The sequence below is a fragment of the Pseudoalteromonas sp. SG43-1 genome, from assembly GCF_014164415.1.
GTDB classification, from domain to species: Bacteria; Pseudomonadota; Gammaproteobacteria; order Enterobacterales; family Alteromonadaceae; genus Pseudoalteromonas; species Pseudoalteromonas distincta.
The window spans coordinates 62,200-80,407 of the sequence record NZ_JACJFD010000011.1 but is presented as its reverse complement, the minus strand read 5'-3'; the positions used below and the strand labels follow the sequence as shown (position 1 = coordinate 80,407).

Sequence of the window (18,208 nt, the reverse complement as noted above, 5' to 3'; positions counted from 1 at the left end):
TTTTGCTACAAGCTTATTAATTTACTTTTTTATTAAGCATTTGATTGACCAATAATGCACCTAACATTATAGCAGCCCCAATACTTAACCGAACTATATCGGCATCTCTGTTCCAGATCAGCACGTTAATTATAATCCCAGCTGGAACAAGCAAGTTATTCATAACTGCCAAAGCACCTACGTTGACAAGGGTTGCGCCTTTATTCCACATAAAGTAACCAAGTCCTGATGCAACCAACCCTAAATAAATTAGTATGCCCCACTGTGTGAAAGTGGTTGGTAATTTGTTTGAGTTACCAAATAATGCATAGCAAATTGTGGCAATAATAAGTGCGCCTATAAAAAACCATCCAAATACGGCTTTATCATCAAGCTGATTGTTATTCATTAATCGTTTGTAGGTAACTTGGCCTACAGCAAAACTTATATTCGCCCCTTGAACGATTAATAAGCCGATTATGAAATCGCTATTTAGGTTTTCGTAACGAATAGTAATTGCACCGATTACAGCAATAAGTGCGACTATAAAAAAGCGTGGGTTAAAGCGTCTGTTCAATCCATCATTTAGCAGGGTAATGTACAAAGGAGTCATTACAGTAAATAGCAGCACTTCGGGAACGGTTAAAAATAAAAATGAGTGGTAGTAAAAACTATACATAACACCAAGTTGTATAGCGCCAATCAGCATAAGCTTTAAGGCTAAAGGTTTAGGCGTTTGTTTGAGCTTTAAAAAAGGTAAAAAAATCAGTGTTGCCAGTGCTATGCGTATTAATACGCTAAACCAAGCGTCAACTTGGCCTGCTAAATACACACCAATTAAACTAAACGAAAACGCCCAAAGCAAAGTGACTGCAAATAAGTACTGCATAACCATCATCTTTTAATAAATATTGAGCTAAGTTTATCTGTTATATGTGAGGGTATAAACAATAAAAGCCCGCAAGCGGGCTTTTATAAAAGTGAGCTTAATAAATTAAGTTATTTACTCAACTAAACCACGGCGCTTAAGTAATGCGTCTGTAGTTGGTTTTTGACCTCTAAACTCAATGTAGCTTTGCATTAAGTCGCGGCTGTTACCTTTAGATAGGATTTCTTTACGGAACTTATCACCATTTTTACGTGTTAAGCCGCCGTTGTTTTCCATGTGTGCAAAGGCATCGGCTGCAAATACTTCAGTCCAAAGGTATGCGTAGTAACCCGCAGAGTAACCACCGGCAAATGTATGGCTAAAGTAGTTTGATTTATAGCGCGGTGGTACAGGGTAGTAATCAATACCGTGTGCTTTTAGCGCATCGCTTTCAAACTTTTGAACATCAGTAATTTTTTTATCTGAGCCAAACGAGTGCCATTCCATATCAAGTAAAGCAGCTGCTAAATATTCAGTGGTACCAAAACCTTGGTTGAATTTTTGCGATGCAAGTACTTTATCAAGTAAAGCTTGTGGAATTGGCTCACCTGTTTTGTAGTGTTTGGCGTAGTTAGCAAGTACCGTAGGTTCAATCATCCAATCTTCATTCGCTTGCGACGGAAACTCAACAAAGTCACGCGCTGTAGCAGTACCTGCTAAGCTTGGGTATTTAACGTCAGAGAATAAACCGTGCGCCGCATGACCAAACTCATGGAACATAGTTGACACTTCGTCAAACGTCATTAACGTTGGCTCGCCTGCAGCAGGTTTTGGAATGTTTTGGGCATTGTAAATTACAGGTTTAGTGCCTTTTAAGCCGCTTTGACTTACGTAAGCGCTCATCCATGCACCGCCACGCTTACCTTCACGTGCGTATGGGTCTAGGTAAAATAAACCGATGGCGCTGCCGTCAGCGTTGAATACTTCGTAGGCTGTAACATCTTCATGATAAACCGGTAAATCTTTACGCTCTTTAAATGTAATACCGTATAGCTTGTTCATTGCAAAGAATAAACCATCGTGAATTACAGAATCCATTTCAAAGTAAGGCTTAACAAGGGCAGGATCTAAGTCGTACTTTTCAGCACGTACTTTTTCTGCGTAAAAAGCCCAATCCCATGGTTTAAGCTCAAAGCTTTCACCTGAATCGTTAATTACTTTTTGAATAGCAGCTGCTTCAATTTTAGCTTTTTCAACTGCTTTTGGTGCTAGGTCATCTAAAATGCCGTACACGTTGTCAGTTGTTTGTGCCATACGCGAAGTCATTACATACGATGCCCAATCTTTAAACCCTAGTAGCTCTGCTTTTTGAGCGCGGAGGTTTGTTTCTTCAATAATAATTGGGCCGTTAGTTTTTGCTGCACGGTTAGCAGAGGCTTTAAATATTTGCTCACGAAGGTCGCGGTTTTCAAGGCTTGATAAAATTGGCTGTTGAGTCGTATTTACCAGCGTGATCATGTAGCCGTCTTTACCTGCTTTTTTAGCAGCGGCCGCAAGACCTGCAATTTCACCTTCAGAAAGGCCAGCAAGTTTAGATTTATCGGTAACTACAATGACATCTTCTTTAAACGATTTTAAAATGTTTTGAGAAAACGCAGTAGAAAGCTCTGCAAGTTGTGAGTTGATTTCACGCATTTTTGCTTTTTCAGCGTCATTTAATTTAGCGCCTGCTTTTACAAATTGCTTATAGTAAAAATCCACAAGGCGTTGATCTTCAGCATTAAGCGAGTCTTTGTTGTCGTAAATAGTTTGTACGCGCTTGAATAATGCACCATTTAAGTAAATGTCGTCAGAGTGAGCAGATAATACCGGCGCCATTTTTTTACTTATACGTTGGTATTCGTCATCAGAAATCAAACCTGAAAGGTTATAAAAAGCAGCTGATACACGGTTTAGTAGCTCGCCAGACATTTCCATTTCAACTAATGTATTTTTAAAAGTTGCAGGAGCTGGGTTGTTAGCAATAGCTTGTATTTGCGCAGTATGCTGAGCAATACCAGCATCAAAGCCGGCTTCGTAGTCTTTTGTACCAAACTTATCAAACTCAGGTGCCATGTATTGTAATGGGCTTGGTTTGAATAAAACATTGTTTGCGTTCATGTCTTGCACTTGTGCTGCGCTCTCTTTTGCCATGTCTTGAGGTTCGTTAGAAGAACAAGCCGATAGGATTAGGGCACTAGCAATAGTAGTGGCGATCAGGGTTTTACGCATAATAACTCCATAAAAAGATTAGCCGAAATAGGCTTTGCGAGTCGAAAAACCTAGTTAACTTATCAAATTTGTGGGTTTATACAATAAAGTTTATCGGTATTAAGGGGGATTTGAACGCAAATTAGCTAATAATTAGTATTAAGGTGGGTAAAAGTAGCTCTAAAATCAAACGTTAAAGCTACTTAATTATACGATTGTGTGCTTGAGAGGGGGTTAGTTATAACCTAAAACAAATTTTTTCTCTGAGCCAAAGCTATTAGATTGCTGCCCAAACTCTTTATTAATAGTTGCTAGAGTTTGCTCTTGTTCGGCCAGCAAGCACAAAACTTTATTTCGGTAATCTAGGCTGCTTTCAAACAATTTAAAATCTACCTGCGGCTGCAAAGTAGCGAGTCTTTGATTTAGAGTAAGTTGTGTCATATGTGATCTCCAGTGCTTGTACACTATTTATATAGCACTCGGTGCAATAAAGAGTTAATAAATTGTTTATAAAATTCATATTGAACTTATTAACTTGGCGTTTTAGTTATATTATGACGTGCTAAGCTTAGCGAAAACTGAACCACACTTATTTTTAGTGAACAAATAACAATCAAAAAAGATATTGGGAACACTTATGACCCTCGAACAAATTAATCAATACTTAGCCTTTGTAATATTCACTTATAACGATGTGAATATTACGGTAGCAAAAGTAATTCAAGTGCCACTTATATTGTTTGCTATGTGGTTTGTAGTCACACGCATTGGCAAGCTTATTAAAAAAACATTACTCGCTAAAAAAATAAGCCAAGATGCAGTGCATTTGTTTACTCGCATTTACTTTATTTTAAGTATCGCAATTTTAATTTTTACATCGCTTGAAGTGCTCAGTATCCCGCTTACGGCATTTGCTTTTGTATCCGGTGCGATTGCTATTGGTGTAGGTTTTGGTGCACAAAACATTATTAATAACTTTATCAGCGGTTGGATTTTGATGTGGGAACGTCCAATTCGCATTGGTGACTTTTTAGAGGTAGGTAACGCAAAGGGCGTAGTTGAAACTATTAATACGCGTTCTACACGTATTCGCCGAAATGACGGCGTACATATGCTTATACCTAATTCTCAATTGCTCGAAAATACAGTAACAAACTGGACGCTGATAGATGGCAATGCACGCTCATCGGTCAGTGTCGGCGTTGCGTATGGTTCAGACGTTATACTGGTTAAAAAGCTTATCCAGCAAGTGCTTGATGATCATGATGCAATATTGGTTAATCCAAAGTCATCAGTGTTATTTGATGACTTTGCAGATAGCTCGCTTGTATTTAATGCTATTTTTTGGGTATGCGCCGAGTCTGAAACCATGCTTAGAAAAGTGCGCAGTGATATTCGTTTTAGTATTTATGCTGTATTTGAAGAGCATGATGTAGTGATTGCGTTTCCACAGCGCGATATTCATATAGATGGTGAAATTGCTTTTAAAAGGTCGTAGTTCTAATAAAAAAAGTCGCTTGCGGGTGACTTTTTTTATGAGTAATCACAACGTTTCTATTTTGGGTTAATATGGAAGGTAATCCATTTTTCCTACTTCACTTCGCGATCTTCAATAAAGGACATATGTCCTCATTATTAGGTTTTTGCATCTAAATATTGATAAAAACACGTAATCTTGTAGTTAAATGTTGCAAAAAAGTTTCCATTTATGTTCATATTTATGCAGTAAAATTATTACACAATGGTATAATCTTAATCGTTCGTTCAGCCTTGTTACTCCGTTTTGTACTCTCGGTGATGAGGTCCGCGCGCCATATAGCAAGTCGCGAAAAATTGTACGAGCCCGCAATGAATACATTGCGCAACACAAAAAACCGTTGAACAAGAGTGCATACTAAAGGTTAATACCCGACATGAAATCATTAAAGAAATCTGCAATAGCGACAATTATTAACGCTGCACTACTATCTGCTGCTGGCACATCTATTTCAGCATTCGCCGCTGAAGAAGAAACGGCTAAAAAAAGCAATCAACTAGAAGTTATTCAAGTTACCGCCCGTAAACGCGTAGAAAATGCACAAGAAGTACCTGTAGCAGTATCTGCATTACAAGGTGATAACCTTGATGCATATAGCTCTGCAGGTATGGATATTCGCTTTTTAAATGCGAAAATTCCAAGTTTATCTATTGAGTCTTCATTTGGTCGTTCATTCCCACGCTTTTACGTTCGTGGTTTAGGTAATACCGATTTTGATTTGAATGCATCACAACCAGTATCACTTGTTGTTGATGAAGTAGTTCAAGAAAATGCAATTTTAAAAGGTTTCCCAGTATTTGATGTTGAACGCGTAGAAGTATTACGTGGTCCTCAAGGAACGCTATTTGGCCGTAACACGCCAGCTGGCCTTGTTAAGTTTGATACTGTTAAACCAAGTCAAGAATTTGATGGTTATGGCTCTGTTTCATACGGTAGCCGTGGTGCTGTAGATACAAGTGGTGCTGTAGGTGGTGCTTTAACTGACCGTTTATCTGCTCGTGTTTCATTATTATGGCAAGACAAAGACGATTACATTGATAACCAAGCTCCAGGCTTTGAAGCTAAAGATGAGCAAGGTGGTTACACTGAAAAAGCGGCACGCGTTCAGTTTTTATATGAAGGCGATGATTTTACTGCTTTATTAAACTATCACACACGTGACTTAGATGGCTCACCAATTGCCTTTCGTGCAAATGTAATTAAAGCGGGTACTAATGAGCTAGTAGATAACTACGAAAATGATGTTGTTTATCAAGATGCGGCATCTCGCTCTACTCAACAAGTAGAATCGGAAGGTGCAAGCTTAAAGCTTGAGTGGGAACTTAAAAACCACACAATCACTTCAATTTCTGCATGGGAAAGTGCTGAAATATATTCGCGCGCTGATATTGACGGCGGTTACGGCGGCTTCTCAATAGATGACGTTCCAGTTGCTATGGGACCTGGTTTTATTCCTTTCTCTTCAGAAAGTGCTGATGGCATTCCAGATCACGACCAGTTGACGCAAGAACTACGTTTATCTAGTAACTTTGATGGTGACTTAAATTATCAAGTAGGTGTATTTTACTTTGATGAAGAACTAACGATTGAAAACTTTAGTTATGACACTTCAAATAATGGTGTTTTAAATGGTTATGTTCGCCAACAACAAGACACAACTGCATGGGCTGTATTTGGTTCTGTAGATTATACTTTTTCAGATGATTTAAAAGTAACAGCGGGCCTTCGTTACTCTGATGATGATAAGGATTTTGTAGCTGATCGTACACTTAGCCCAATTGGCGGCGGTGCATTACTTGTAGAGCGTGATGTTAGTGACGACCATGTTAGCTGGGATTTATCTGCAAATTACAAATTAAACGATGATGTTAACTGGTACGGCCGTGTAGCAAATAGCTTCCGCGCACCTAGTTTACAAGGTCGTATTTTATTTGGTGATGACGTAACAACAGCTGAATCAGAAACGGTAACATCGTACGAGACAGGTATTAAATCAGACGTGCTAGACGGCCAAGGTCGTGTAAATGCAACTGTGTTTTATTATACGATGGACGACCAACAGCTTACTGCTGTAGGCGGTGGTGCTAACTTTAACCGTTTAGTTAATGCTGATAAAACAACTGGCTATGGTTTTGAGTTAGATACGCAGTGGGTATTAAGCGATGAGTTTAATGCAACGTTTAACTTAAGCTACAATAAAACAGAAATTAAAGATAACGATTTAGCTGTGGCTGTTTGTGCACAATGTACGGTAACAGACCCGACTTTCCAAGTAGCAGGTGCGTTTGGTCCTGAAGATCGTGCAATACTTGATGGTAATAGCTTACCGCATGCTCCTGAGTGGATCTCTAATTTTACGCTTCGCTACACTAAAGAACTTGCCGATGGTAACTTCTTCGCAAGCGGTGATATTTCTTATCGCAGTAAAATCAATATGTTCCTTTACGAATCAGTAGAGTTTGAAGGTAAAGAGCTTATTGAAACAGGTCTTCGTACAGGTTACACATGGTCTGAAGGCGATTACGAATACGAAGTTGCTGCGTTTGTTCGTAACTTATTTGACGAGCAACAAGTTATTGGTGCTGTAGATTTCAATAACAATACAGGTATTGTTAACGAAGAGCGTTATGTTGGTGCTGAATTTAAAGTTAACTTCTTCTAGAGATAACCTTAAATTATATTAATTTTTAAAAGCCTGCCTTGTGCAGGCTTTTATGTTTTTATAAAGCTGGTAAAGTAGCGTTAATTAATTTAAAGAGATAAAAAGATGGCTGGATTTTGGAATTACCGTGTAATTTTTTGTGAAGCAACGAAAGACGAAGCAGCGCAATATCAAATACATGAAGTAGAATATAACCTAAATGGTAAAGTAACTAACTGGTCAGAAACTGGCGCAGCCCCTTTTGGAACAACCTTAGATGAGTTGAAAGATGACTCTGAGCGTTTAAAAACTGCATTTGATAAACCAGTACTTAAAGTTGTACGTAAAACGCGTGGCTACGAGCTTGTTGATGTTGAAACGGGTGAGGAAGCAACGGGTGAGCCGCCAGCAGGCTTAACGCAATAACTGTATTTATATAAAAGGTGCTTAAGGCGCCTTTTTTATTGTCAAAATTTAGCACAAGTTAAATAAGGAATGAGGATGACTTTAAAAGCAATATTATTTGATATGGATGGCACATTAGTTGATTCAGAAAGCATGCACTTTGTATGCTGGAGTAAATTACTTAAACCCTACGGTGTTAGTTATTTAGAAAATGATTTTTGTCAGCGCTTTTCGGGACGGCCCACTTTAGAAGCCGCAATTGAAATTAAGCAAGAGCATAACTTATCGGTAAGTGCACAGTTTTTAGCAGATGAAAAATACCGTTTATTTGGTGAATATGTAGTAACACATTTACCGCCACTGATGCCATTTACAGAGCAAACATTGAAAGCTGTAAAAGCGAGTGGCTTAAAAATGGCGCTAGTAACAGGCAGTGCTAAAAGTGAAGCTATGCCAATACTGAAAGGCTTAGGGTTTTATGAGCTGTTTGATACGGTGGTTACAAAAGATGATGTAACTAATCCTAAACCTGCAGGGGATCCGTATTTACTGGCACTTGAGCAGATAAATATACAACCTGGCAATGCAATTGCTGTTGAGGATACTTACACAGGGGTAACAGCTGCTAATAATGCTTTGTTACGTGTTGTAGCCATTGCCAATAGCCATACTAAAGATCACGACTTTAGCCAAGCTACCTATCAAATGAGCAACTTAGATGAGTTTTGGCAATGGGCGCAATCTCAACTATAGTTTAAGCCAACTTTTACGTGCTTGGATGCGCCAATGTTTACTATTAAACACCTGCTTTTAATTGTTATTGTACTTTTTACGCAATGCATAAGTGCAGCACAACCGTCTGTTTTACTGGCTAAAGTATATGACGAAACGAAGCATTATGATGTAAGTAAATATTTAGTCAGTGAAAAATATGATGGCGTAAGAGCTATCTGGACCGGCACGCAGTTTGTCACTCGTAAGGGTAATACTATCAATGCGCCAAGTTGGTTTACAGTGCCATTGCCAAATGTATGGCTTGATGGTGAGCTGTGGACTAAACGTGAGCACTTTTCTGCGCTTAGTGGCATAGTCAGAACTAAAAAACCTAATAATCATGATTGGCAAACTATTACTTATAAAGTATTTGATATGCCAGATAAAAATCTGCCTTTTAGCACTCGCTATAAAAACTATAATGAGCTTATTACTAGCCTAAACTCGCCGCACATTAGTGCTGTAGTTCAATATAGCTTTACAAATAATGAGCAACTTACAGAGTATTTTGACAACATAACTAAGCAGGGCGGCGAGGGAGTAATGCTTCATTTGGCCAGCGCTAAGCACAGCAATGGAAGAAGTAATGCATTACTAAAATTAAAACCTTATTTAGATGCAGAAGCGGTTGTAATTGCGCACTTACCAGGCAAAGGTAAATATCAAGGTATGTTAGGGGCATTAAGGGTAAAAACAGCGCAGGGGCAGGTATTTTCTATTGGTACTGGGTTTAATGATGCACAGCGCTCCATACCACCGGAGATTGGTAGTACTGTAACGTACCGATTTCATGGCTTAACAAAAAATGGGTTACCGCGTTTTGCCAGTTTTTTACGGGTCAGAGATAGTTTATAACATTTATAAATTTTACAAAGTGTGCTAAATTGCGCGGCCTTTTTGGTAATGTGTGGTGAAGTATGTTTGTAGGTTTTGATTACGGTAGTTCTAATTGTGCTATGGGTGTAATGAGCGAGGGTAATGTTCAATTAGTACCGCTAGAGCAAGGAAAACATTACTTACCGTCTACACTTTACACTCATCACAGCGCGTTGGTTGTTGATTTTGTTGCTAAGCATTTACATGGCACAGCCCATGAGCATGACTTTTTAACGCAGCGCCAAGCATTATTAAATACCTTACCTCGTATTAAGTCAGACCTTGATTTACAACCTTCAGATGAAACCCTATTTATTGGTCGTGAAGCGATTAGCGAGTACGTGCAGTTTCCTGAAGAAGGCTATTTTGTTAAGTCTCCTAAATCATTTTTTGGTGCAACAGGTTTAAAGCAAGGTCAAATTAACTTTTTTGAAGATATCGCAACCGCGATGATCTTAAAAATTAAGCAACGTGCTGAGCTCTCTTTAGGTAAAACACTTACACAAACAGTGATTGGTCGCCCAGTAAACTTTCAAGCTGTGGGTGGTGAGCAATCAAATCAACAAGCGGTCGGTATTTTAGAGCGTGCTGCTAAACGTGCTGGTTTTAAAGACGTAGAGTTTTTATATGAGCCACTTGCTGCGGGTATCGATTACGAGAGTGATTTAACTCAGGATCAAAAAGTACTCGTTATTGATATTGGTGGTGGTACAAGTGACTGCTCATTTGTACAAATGGGCCCAAGCTTTAGAGGAAATAGCCAGCGCGATAGCGATTTTTTATCTCACAGTGGTAAACGTGTTGGCGGAAACGATTTAGATATTGCTTTGAGCTTTCATGGTTTAATGCCGTTATTGGGTTTAGGTAGTACGTTTAAATCGGGTTTGCCTTTGCCTAATCAAGCGTTTTGGCAAGCGTGTAAAATTAACGATGTAAACTTACAAAGCCAATTTTATAGTGAAAGCCATACCCGAGAGCTAAACGCACAATTACGTGATGTAAGTGCACCTGAGCTTTATAAACGTTTAATACATTTACAGCAAAACAAGCAAGGCCATCAGTTAGTGCAACAAGGTGAAGCGGCTAAAATAGCACTTTCGTCTGCTAGTGTGTTTGATTGTGATTTAAGTTTTTTAGATAGTGGGCTGAATAAAAATGTATCTGTAAGAGATTTAGCTGTTGCCGTTGAGAGTAGTATTAGCCAAATAGTTACTTTAGCAAAACAAGCAATCAGCGACGCTGCGACCACGCCAGACATTATTTACTTAACAGGCGGTAGTGCACAGTCACCATTGATTAAAGCGGCTTTAAGTGAGCACTTAGGCGATATAAAGATGGTTAACGGGGATCACTTTGGTAGTGTAACCGCTGGCCTGACTAAATGGGCCAGCATGCTTTATAAATAACCTAGATTACAATTGAGGTTTAAAGATCTATTTGTCGGGTTGCGAGGTATTTTTCGTAATCTGGCAATGTGCGTTCAAGCTCTACGTCCATAAGCGGTGAGCTTAATAACATATCTGCACTCACTTCATTACACGCCACCGGAATATTCCAAACAGCGGCTAAACGCAGCAGCGCTTTAACATCAGGGTCATGAGGCTGTGATGCTAATGGGTCCCAAAAAAATATTAAAACATGTATCTCATGTTCTGCTATTTTAGCGCCAAGTTGTTGATCGCCGCCCATAGGACCACTTAAAAGCTGAACTACATCAAGCCCCGTAGTTTTTTGAATTAAATGCCCCGTAGTACCTGTGCCATATAAAGTGTGCTTACTTAGTATTTCTTTGTGCTTTTCACACCATAATTTTAGTGCTGCTTTTTTACCATCGTGTGCCACTAAAGCAATATTTTTTTGTGCGGGAAGAGATTGTGTTTTTTGTTCCATGCTAATTCTTTTTATTGATGAACCTAAACTCGGAAGAATAAATCTCTTAACCAAAGTGCAGGTTAGTTAAAATAATAGATTGATAGCAAGGGCAATAAATACAATGCCAGTGATCCTATCAATCCAAAGTTGGCTATTTGGGTTACGTCTAAAAAACTGTGCAATTTTGTCGCCAAAATAAATATACGTGCAGTCAATCGGAAAAGCAAAAAGAGGGTAAAGTAAGCCAAAAAATGCGAGCTGAAAAGTAGCCGATGAAAGCGTTGGATCTACAAATTGTGGAATAAATGCAATAAAGAATAATGCTACTTTAGGGTTTAGTACTTCAGTCATCATGGCCTGAAACATGACATTACTTTTTTTACTGGTACTTATATGCGGTTTATCGGTTTGCTTGTCATCAGATGTCGGCTCTGGCTGCTTTAGCGTGCCTTTAATCATCATAAACCCTAAATAGCATAAGTATGCTGCGCCTGCATATTGCACTGCGGCATAGGCACTAGGGGAAGCTTTCAGTACTGCGCTTAGGCCTACAACAGCAAATAGCGTATGAACAACCCCACCTAATGCAAAACCAAAAGCACTTTGCATACCAGCACTTCGACCATTAGCAAATGTTTGCGCCATCAAAAATGCATTTGATGGCCCAGGCGCTACTGCCATTAAAAAACTGGCTAATAAAAATGAGACTAGAAAGTCAGGATTGATCATTGAGTACTTTTAGCCGGGTGTAAACTATGTGCTTTTTTGCTCATTAAAATAAGCCAAAGCGGAACTAGCAATAATAAGTGAAAAGCAATCAACCACGGTGTGCTTAGCCCTAAATATTGGGTTAAAACAACAAGTATACTCGCGCCACTCATTTGCATAGCACCGAGTAATGCAGAAGCTGTGCCTGCTTGTTTAGGAAAGCTAGACAGAGACATTCCTGCAGCAGAGCCTAAACTTAAAGCAAACCCTAATGCAGCAATTAAGATAGGTAGCATAAGCGCAAATGCCGTTTCTATATGACTCAAGGCTAGCATTAAAATGCCTGAGAAAACCAGTACACTCACACCGACACGCAAAGCACGTTGGCTATTTCGTTTAATGTAGGTAGGTAAAATAAAACTTGCGACAATACTTATTACGGCATTTAACGTAAACCAAAAAGTAAAGTCGGCTACGGCACCCCCTAAATGTGTAATAAGCCAGCCTGGTGCGAGCGTTACATACACTAATATGGCCGACATTGAGACCATACAAATTAGGCTATTAAACAAAAATACCGGTGTTTTAATAATCGGTGTAAAGCGACGTAAATCTAAAATATGGCCCTGATAATGGCTATCAGCAGGACGAGTTTCTCTAAAAAAGAATAGGGTAACAATAAGGCCCAAAATAGCAAACGCGGTTAAAAACATAAAGTTCATACGCCAGCCAAACTGTACGGTAAGCCAAGCCCCTAAAATAGGTGCCATTGCCGGAATAAAGCACACAATCCCGTTAAGGTAGGTAATCATTTGTCCGCTTCGTTCACTACCATATTTATCACGCACTATCGCAAATGCGACAACAAATGTGGCACAGGCTCCAAATCCCTGAAAAGCACGTGCTATTAGTAATATCTCAAAAGAAGGCGAGTAGTATGCGAGTAATGCAGAGCTTGCATATAAACTAATGCCCACTACTGCCACTGGTTTTCGGCCAAATCTATCAGCCAAAGGGCCCGCAATTAATTGGCCTAAACCCACTGTAAGCATAAAAATAGCAACGGTTTGCTGTACTTGTTGTTCAGTAACTGCAAATTGTTCTGCAATAGTAGGGAAAGCAGGTAGGTAAATATCGATTGCCATAGGGCAAAATATAACGAGTAACGCTAAGATAAGTAACAGAGTCATATTAGGTTTAGCGGGCTGTGTTTGCATTGAGTCTCCTTTTGTCGAGTATTTTAGGTGGGCACTCATAAAAAAGAAAGGGCTTATGACCCCTGCATAGGTCGTCATTCTTACTTTTTGATTGGATTAAGCGAAAAAGCCAGCATAAATGCACTTTTTAAAACTGGTCTGATGTGTTAATTTTAAAAAAGTAACTGTTGATGGAAAATAATAATGAGTAATAAATCTGCACTTGTACAAACATGGCATAAATTTAAGCGCCTACCTTTTGGGAATTGGCTTTTTACTAAAGCTGTTTGCTTTAAAGCGCCATATTTTGGTTCGATGAAACCTTACGTACTCGATTTGAGAGAGGGCCATTGTAGTGCGGTGGTTAAAAACCGCCGAAGCGTTCATAATCATATTGGAACTATTCATGCTATTGCGCAGTGTAACTTAGCTGAATTGTGTGCAGGTGTAATGGTTGATGCAACAGTGCCAGTTAAAACGCATCGTTGGATCCCAAAAGGGATGACAGTTAGGTATTTGGCTAAAGTAGATACAGATGTACGAGCAGTCGCTGAAATTGATTTACCACATAAGTGGATTGATAAAGAAGACTTAGTAGTACCGGTTAAACTGTATAATACCCGCAATGAGCTTGTTTTCACTGCAGATATTACTATGTACATTACTGAGAAAAATTAATTTACGTAAAGCTAATTTGACTTAGCTTTTATCAGCGGCTTGTTTATTTACAAATGATAAGTCGCTGCCATCTTCTTTCAATAATGCTTTAACTTCTTTTGCGGGTTTTAGTTCTTTCGAAATTAGTTCCGGCTCTTCTTTTTCAAAGCGTTGCTTTAAACTGCCTTCAATTACTGCGCCTGCATCAATACTCAATGTATCGTGAAATACATCGCCATGAACATGAGCGCCACTTTGTACTTTTACTTCACTGGCATTAATTGACCCAATAACTTTACCTTTAACAATAACGCTTTTAGCTTCAACAATACCTTCAACAACTCCCGCTGAGCCAATAACTAAATGCTCCACTTTTATGTCACCATCAATACGGCCATCAAGCTGTACTTCACCTTGGCTAACTAAAGTGCCTGTAAGGCGTACGTCTTCAGAAATAATAGACGGTGTGTGATTCACTCTTTTTAAATTAGAGCTAACTGTTTTTTGTTTTTTTCTACCAAACACGAGAAAGCGCCTTTGTTATTTTTAGAGGATTGACTTGTTTACCATTAAGTAATACTTCGTAGTGTAAATGCGTGCCTGTGCTTCGGCCGGTGCTGCCCATTAGGCCGATTACATCATGTTTAGTGATTGATTGACCTTTCTTTACTTTAATTTTATTTAAGTGTCCAAATCGAGTCACTAAGCCATTTTTATGTTCAAGCTCAATAAAGTTACCATAACCACCATTACGACCGGCACGAAGCACTACAGCGTCTGCTGGAGCGAATATTTCGGTTTTATGCCAACCGGCTAAATCAATTCCTTTATGAAAGGCATGATTACTATTCATGGGATCTTTTCTAAGGCCAAAATTACTCGAAATATAGTATTTAGCTTTAGCTAAAGGCAGGGTATTTGGTAGCTCAGTTAAAAAGTTTTCTAAATTATTTAATATTAATAGCTTATCAACGATGGCTAAAAAGTGGCTCGGAATTTTTGTTTCGTTAAATATATCAAGTGGCCCACCTTGTGCAGTTGTCTGGGCGCTTAATATTAGGTGTTGCTCAAGCGCAGACTCAATTCCTGCGCCTTTAACCATAGCTAAAATGGCTTGGTGACGTTCACTAATTTGGTTATCTAAATAGGTAAAGCTTTGCTCATACTGATTATTTAAGTTGGCCACTCTTGTTGCGAATGTAATTGGAGCGATTAACTGTGCTTGTTTACCTTTTTGATTTTCATCGACTAATGGCTCATGAAATTCATTGCCATTTTCATTAATAGGTACATCAAGTTCTGTATCAAGCTTAATAACGTCTTTGCTAATTGAAGCAGGAAGGGATTCTATCATGCTTTGCAGTAGCGCCTGCTTTTGCTCAAGAATTGCAAGTTGCTCTAACTGCGTTGCTTGAAGGGCTTGTTGCTCACTGACTTTTTGTTGCCACAGCGTTTGCTCGGTTATTTGATTTTGTTTTATGTCAGAGATTTTATTTGTTTGTGTATAAACACGAAAGCTTGAAATACTCAGCCAAGTAAAAGTGACTAAAATAAGCAACGCTACAAGAAGTTGAAACCAAGAGGCTAAAACAACATGCTTAACTTCGCCATTTTGACGAATAAGTAGCTGACGAGCAGGGAAAAATTTATGATAAAAAGACTTTATAAATACTGACATGGCATATAAACACTGGCTATTAACCGAATTAAGATAGCAATTTGAGTTGAAAAAGCTAGAAAAAAATTGTAACTGTTCAAAAATTAATAAAAAAGGGCTGCTTTTAGTAAGCAGCCCTTTTAATAAATTTTTTAATATGCGTATTATTTTGCCGGTATTACAGTACTCTCTACAGAGCCAAAACCTATACGTGCATAGCCTTCTTTTTCACACCAGCCACGCATAATAACGTTATCGCCATCTTCTAAAAAGCTACGTTGTTCGCCATTACTTAGCGTGATTTTTTCTTTACCGCCACGAGAAAGCTCAAGTAATGAACCTGCTTCTTCGTGCGTTGGACCCGACTGAGTGCCCGAACCTAGCATGTCACCTGGCATAAAGTTACAGCCATTTACTGTGTGATGAGTAACCATTTGTGCCACAGTCCAGTAAGAGTGCTTAAAGCTAGATGTTGATACGCGCGTTGGGTTATGGCCTTCGCTACGCATTTTTTGCGTTTGAATTCTAACATCCATTTGAATATCAAAAGCACCTTGGTCGCGATTCGCTTTTGATTCTAAATAGTCCATTGGCTGTGGATCGTTTTCATCACGGGTCCAACTTGTTCTGTACGGTGCGAGTGCTTCTGTTGTAACAATCCAAGGAGACACTGTTGATGCAAAGTTTTTCGCTAAAAACGGACCTAATGGTTGGTATTCCCAAGCTTGTAAGTCACGGGCCGACCAGTCGTTAAACACACAAAAGCCAAATACATGATTTTCTGCATTTTCGATTGCAATTGCATCGCCAAGCGCATTGCCTTTACCTAAGTAAATGCCAAGCTCTAGCTCGTAATCAAGGCGTTTACATGGGCCGAATGAGGGTACATCAGCATCAGGTGCTTTAGTTTGTCCTTTAGGACGGTGAAATGTTTGCCCAGACACATCAATAGATGAAGAACGACCATGATAACCAATTGGTACCCATTTATAGTTAGGTAGTAATGGGTTATCAGGGCGAAATAAACTACCTACTGCTGTTGCATGATAAATAGAAGTGTAAAAATCGGTGTAGTCACCAATACGACATGGTAATGAAAATTCAATATCAGCTTGCGATATTAATACGCTCGCAATATCTTTTTGACAATCAGCGCCTTCGCGTAATGCTTTTGAAAGGGCCAAACGAAGTGCTGACCAATATTGCTGCCCTAAACCCATAAATGTATTTAGCGTTGACTCGCTCGCTGCATCGAGTGCTGTTTTAGCGTCGCCTGTAAATACATTTAGCTCATTTAGTTTTGCAAGGTCGATAACCTGATCACCTATCGCAACACCGCCACGAAATACTTCGTTAGTGCCTTTGCGACGAAACTCGGCAAATGGTAAGTTTTGAATAGGGAAGTCGCAATTGGCAACATTAGCTGACTCTACCCAGCTTGTTAAATTAATATCATGGGTTTCGTTAATTAGGCTCATTACATTTCCTTTGGTTTAACTGTATGGCAACAATGGAGTATTTATTTAAGCATACTTGCACTTTGAGCCATACATTTTAAATATTAAAACGACAAAAAGCAGCGAAGGTCGCTGCTTTCAATTTACTCAAATATTTTATAAAACGCCGCGACGCTCTTGGTCACGTTCGATTGATTCAAATAATGCTTGGAAGTTACCTTCACCAAAGCCACCATCATCAACGCGTTGGATCATCTCTATAAAAATTGGACCAAATAAGTTTTTAGAGAAAATTTGTAATAAATAACAATTTTCACTTTGGCTATCTACGAGTATCTGATGCTCACGAATTTTTTCTTTATCTTCAGCAACCCAAGGTACACGGTCAAAAATAGTATCGTAGTACTCTGGGATAATATCTAAAGTGGCAATTGTTGATTTATCAAGCTTATCAAGAGAGCTTACTAAGTCATCTGTTAAAAACGCTAAATGTTGAACGCCTGGGCCGTTGTACTCACCAAGGTATTCATCAATTTGGTTGTTATCGTTACCTTTACCTTCGTTTATTGGAATAGAGAAGGTGCCGCATGGCGATTTAAGTGCATACGAAATAAGCGCTGTTTTTTGACCTTTAATGTCAAAGTAGCGTACTTCAGTAAAACCAAATACGTCTTTATAAAAGTTAGCCCATTTTTCCATGGTGCCTTTATAAACGTTATTGGTTAAATGATCGATTCGGATAAAGCCTTTATCTTCTACAACATTTTGCGTTTCTAAGTCTTCAAAATCACTTTCGTAAATAGTGCCTTTGTCGCCAAATTGTTCAATAAAGTAAATTAGGCTGTCGCCAATACCATAGATCGCAGGGTAAGGCATATTTTTATGCGTTGAGTCGGTCGCTGGTTTTGCACCACGTTCTACAGCTGTTTCAAATGCTTTTTGCGCATTCTCAACACGCCAACCCATTGAACAAATAGCAGGGCCATGGCTTTTAGCAAATTCTGCAGAAAAACCTTCACGCTCGTTATTCAGTAAAAAGTGAATATCGTTTTGGTTGTAATAAACAATGTCTTTACCTTTGAATTTTTTAAGCTTAGAGAAGCCAAAATCAGTAAATACTTTATCCATATAATCAGCATCAGGTGTTGCGTACTCGGTAAACTCAATACCGACTAAACCCAAATAGTTATTTACTTCACTCATTATTATTACTCCCGCAATTAAGCACTGCGATTATGTGTTGTTGTGTTAATGGCAAGATAATTAACCAGAATTAGATTTAGGGGAAGAGCAGCCGGGTATTTAGTAATTGAGTGGTGTGTAAATTTTAT

17 protein-coding genes are annotated in these 18,208 nt (G+C 38.9%); 7 read left to right on the top strand and 10 right to left on the bottom strand.

Annotated elements, in window-relative coordinates; all coding sequences use genetic code 11:
• Window positions 1-16: 16 nt before the first annotated feature.
• From H5159_RS09975 to H5159_RS09965, 3 genes are all read right to left on the bottom strand, one after another.
• Window positions 17-868: a carboxylate/amino acid/amine transporter gene (locus H5159_RS09975; protein ID WP_182780222.1), complete on the bottom strand. Its 852-nt coding sequence runs from the start codon at window positions 866-868 to the stop codon at window positions 17-19.
• 114 nt (window positions 869-982) lie between these two features.
• Window positions 983-3,118, bottom strand: coding sequence for a M3 family metallopeptidase (locus H5159_RS09970; RefSeq protein ID WP_024598247.1), 2,136 nt, complete (start codon window positions 3,116-3,118; stop codon window positions 983-985).
• Between the two features lie 213 nt (window positions 3,119-3,331).
• Window positions 3,332-3,538, bottom strand: a complete 207-nt coding sequence (locus H5159_RS09965) for a hypothetical protein (protein ID WP_182780221.1) — start codon at window positions 3,536-3,538, stop codon at window positions 3,332-3,334.
• A 196-nt stretch (window positions 3,539-3,734) separates the two neighbouring features.
• On the opposite strand from H5159_RS09965, the gene H5159_RS09960 reads away from it, so the two are divergent.
• From H5159_RS09960 to yegD, 6 genes are all read left to right on the top strand, one after another.
• Window positions 3,735-4,595 (top strand): mechanosensitive ion channel family protein, encoded by an 861-nt coding sequence (locus H5159_RS09960; protein WP_002958183.1) that lies wholly within the window; start codon window positions 3,735-3,737, stop codon window positions 4,593-4,595.
• 415 nt (window positions 4,596-5,010) lie between these two features.
• A complete protein-coding gene (locus tag H5159_RS09955; protein ID WP_182780220.1) occupies window positions 5,011-7,296 on the top strand; it encodes a TonB-dependent receptor in 2,286 nt (761 codons plus the stop codon).
• A gap of 105 nt (window positions 7,297-7,401) precedes the next feature.
• Entirely contained in the window at window positions 7,402-7,701 is a 300-nt protein-coding gene (locus tag H5159_RS09950) for a hypothetical protein (protein WP_002958185.1), read from the top strand.
• Window positions 7,702-7,776: 75 nt separating this feature from the next.
• Entirely contained in the window at window positions 7,777-8,433 is a 657-nt protein-coding gene (locus H5159_RS09945; RefSeq protein WP_024595667.1) for an HAD family phosphatase, read from the top strand.
• A gap of 33 nt (window positions 8,434-8,466) precedes the next feature.
• The gene (locus H5159_RS09940; RefSeq protein ID WP_182780219.1) at window positions 8,467-9,309 is read left to right on the top strand and encodes a DNA ligase; all 843 of its coding nucleotides are present in this window, start codon (window positions 8,467-8,469) and stop codon (window positions 9,307-9,309) included.
• A 62-nt stretch (window positions 9,310-9,371) separates the two neighbouring features.
• The gene (gene yegD, locus H5159_RS09935; protein ID WP_024595669.1) at window positions 9,372-10,736 is read left to right on the top strand and encodes a molecular chaperone; all 1,365 of its coding nucleotides are present in this window, start codon (window positions 9,372-9,374) and stop codon (window positions 10,734-10,736) included.
• A 19-nt stretch (window positions 10,737-10,755) separates the two neighbouring features.
• Here yegD and H5159_RS09930 read toward each other — a convergent pair whose 3' ends face one another.
• The 3 genes from H5159_RS09930 to H5159_RS09920 all read right to left on the bottom strand — a co-directional run bounded on the left by H5159_RS09930 (window position 10,756) and on the right by H5159_RS09920 (window position 13,127).
• Complete coding sequence (locus tag H5159_RS09930; RefSeq protein WP_002958191.1) at window positions 10,756-11,220, bottom strand: methylglyoxal synthase; 465 nt, start codon at window positions 11,218-11,220, stop codon at window positions 10,756-10,758.
• A 66-nt stretch (window positions 11,221-11,286) separates the two neighbouring features.
• A complete protein-coding gene (locus H5159_RS09925; RefSeq protein WP_024595670.1) occupies window positions 11,287-11,931 on the bottom strand; it encodes a LysE family translocator in 645 nt (214 codons plus the stop codon).
• Entirely contained in the window at window positions 11,928-13,127 is a 1,200-nt protein-coding gene (locus tag H5159_RS09920) for a multidrug effflux MFS transporter (protein ID WP_182780218.1), read from the bottom strand. Before H5159_RS09920 ends, H5159_RS09925 begins: the two co-directional genes overlap by 4 nt.
• 183 nt (window positions 13,128-13,310) lie before the next feature.
• Here H5159_RS09920 and H5159_RS09915 point away from each other — a divergent pair, with 183 nt between their 5' ends.
• Entirely contained in the window at window positions 13,311-13,784 is a 474-nt protein-coding gene (locus H5159_RS09915) for a hotdog fold domain-containing protein (RefSeq protein ID WP_024595671.1), read from the top strand.
• A 21-nt stretch (window positions 13,785-13,805) separates the two neighbouring features.
• Here the strand turns inward: H5159_RS09915 and H5159_RS09910 are convergent, their stop codons facing one another.
• From H5159_RS09910 to hppD, 4 genes are all read right to left on the bottom strand, one after another.
• Window positions 13,806-14,288 (bottom strand): polymer-forming cytoskeletal protein, encoded by a 483-nt coding sequence (locus H5159_RS09910; RefSeq protein ID WP_002958196.1) that lies wholly within the window; start codon window positions 14,286-14,288, stop codon window positions 13,806-13,808.
• The gene (locus H5159_RS09905; protein WP_024605844.1) at window positions 14,278-15,441 is read right to left on the bottom strand and encodes a M23 family metallopeptidase; all 1,164 of its coding nucleotides are present in this window, start codon (window positions 15,439-15,441) and stop codon (window positions 14,278-14,280) included. The genes H5159_RS09910 and H5159_RS09905 overlap by 11 nt, the downstream gene beginning before the upstream one ends.
• A gap of 143 nt (window positions 15,442-15,584) precedes the next feature.
• Window positions 15,585-16,898, bottom strand: a complete 1,314-nt coding sequence (gene fahA / locus H5159_RS09900) for a fumarylacetoacetase (protein ID WP_182721535.1) — start codon at window positions 16,896-16,898, stop codon at window positions 15,585-15,587.
• Between the two features lie 135 nt (window positions 16,899-17,033).
• Window positions 17,034-18,080 carry a 4-hydroxyphenylpyruvate dioxygenase gene (gene hppD / locus H5159_RS09895; RefSeq protein WP_002958202.1) on the bottom strand — a complete coding sequence of 349 codons (1,047 nt, stop codon included), beginning with the start codon at window positions 18,078-18,080 and terminating at the stop codon, window positions 17,034-17,036.
• Window positions 18,081-18,208 lie beyond the last annotated feature (128 nt).